This window comes from Plasticicumulans lactativorans (assembly GCF_004341245.1).
Taxonomy (GTDB): Bacteria; Pseudomonadota; Gammaproteobacteria; order Competibacterales; family Competibacteraceae; genus Plasticicumulans_A; species Plasticicumulans_A lactativorans.
This window is the reverse complement of record NZ_SLWY01000056.1, coordinates 1-1604: the sequence shown is the minus strand read 5'-3', so window position 1 is coordinate 1604 and position 1604 is coordinate 1. Positions and strand designations below refer to the sequence as shown.

Genomic DNA, 1604 nt, shown 5'->3' with positions numbered 1-1604 from the left:
GCGCGCGCCCCCGGGGTTGCGCGCGCAGGGGGAGTGGCGGGGGTGGGGGTTTCAGCTGAGGGCACGGGTCAGTTCGGGCACCAGCTCGAACAGGTCCCCCACCAGCCCGTAGTCGGCCACCTGGAAGATCGGCGCCTCGGCGTCCTTGTTGATCGCCACGATCACCTTCGAGTCCTTCATCCCCGCCAGGTGCTGGATCGCCCCGGAGATGCCCACCGCGATGTACAGCTGCGGCGCCACCACCTTGCCGGTCTGCCCCACCTGGTAGTCGTTCGGCACGTAGCCGGCATCGACCGCCGCGCGCGAGGCGCCCACCGCCGCGCCGAGCTTGTCGGCGAGCGCCTCCAGCAGCGCGAAGTTCTCCCCCGAACCGAGCCCGCGCCCGCCCGAGACGATCACCCGCGCGGCGGTGAGCTCGGGGCGTTCGCTGACGCTCAACTCCGCGCCGACGAAGCGCGCCCCCACCGCCGCCGGCCCGGCCGCGATCGCCTCGATGGCGGCGCTGCCGCCCGTCGCCGCGGCGGCGGCAAAGCCGGTGCCGCGCACCGTCAGCACCCTGGGGCTGTCGCCCGCCTGCACCGTGGCGAGCACGTTGCCGGCGTAGATCGGGCGCACGAAGGTGTCGGGCGCCGGGATCGCGATGACGTCCGACACCGCGGCGACGTCGAGCAGCGCCGCCACCCGCGGCAGCAGGTTCTTGCCGAACGCCGAGGCCGGGGCGAGCAGGTGGCTGTAGCCCCCGGCGAGCCCGGCGATCAGCGGCGCGAGCGCCTCGGGCAGGGCGTGGGCGTAGGCCGCGGCGTCGGCGTGCAGCACCTTCACCACGCCCGCGACCTGCGCGGCGGCGGCGGCCACCGCGGCGCTGCCGCTGCCGGCCACCAGCACGTGCACCTCGCCGCCGCACTGCGCGGCGGCGCTGACGCTGTGGCGCGTGGCGGGCTTGAGGCTGTGGTTGTCGTGTTCGGCGATGACGAGGACGGCCATTTTCAGATCACCTGCGCTGCGTGCTTGAGCTTGTCGACGAGTTCGGCCACCGTGGCCACGCGGATGCCGGCGGCACGCCGGGGCGGCTCCTCGACCTTGAGCGTCTTCAGCCGCGGCGCGGGGTCGACGCCGAGTGCCGCCGGGGTCAGCACCTCGAGCGGCTTCTTCTTCGCCTTCATGATGTTGGGCAGCTTGACGTAGCGCGGCTCGTTGAGGCGCAGGTCGCTGGTCACCACCGCCGGCAGGTCGAGCTCGACCGTCTCCAGCCCGCCGTCGATCTCGCGCGTCACCGTCACCGTGCCGGCGCCGAGCGTGACCTTCGAGGCGAAGGTGCCCTGGCCGCAGCCGAGCAGCGCGGCGAGCATCTGCCCGGTCTGGTTGGCGTCGTCGTCGATCGCCTGCTTGCCGAGCAGGATCAGCCCCGGCTGCTCGCGCGCCACCACCGCGGCGAGCAGCTTCGCCACCGCCAGCGGCTGCAGCTCGGCGTCGGTCTCCACCAGGATCGCCCGGTCCGCGCCCATCGCCAGCGCCGTGCGCAGCACCTCCTGGCACGCCGACACCCCCAGCGACACCACCACGATCTCGCTCGCCTGCCCCGCCTCCTGCAGGCGCACCGCCTC

General features: G+C 74.1%; 2 protein-coding genes. Both read right to left on the bottom strand.

Annotated features, from left to right (window positions below):
- Positions 1-51 precede the first annotated feature (51 nt).
- Positions 52-984: an electron transfer flavoprotein subunit alpha/FixB family protein gene (locus EV699_RS19730; protein WP_132546049.1), complete on the bottom strand. Its 933-nt coding sequence runs from the start codon at positions 982-984 to the stop codon at positions 52-54.
- A gap of 2 nt (positions 985-986) precedes the next feature.
- Positions 987-1604 (bottom strand): electron transfer flavoprotein subunit beta/FixA family protein (locus tag EV699_RS19725; protein WP_132546047.1); only part of this gene is annotated, 618 nt, incomplete at its 5' end.

Bases quoted from the DNA above. Each gene is read 5' to 3' on its own strand.
- EV699_RS19730 (WP_132546049.1), bottom strand. From the start codon at position 984: ATGGCCGTCCTCGTCATCGCCGAACACGACAACCACAGCCTCAAGCCC.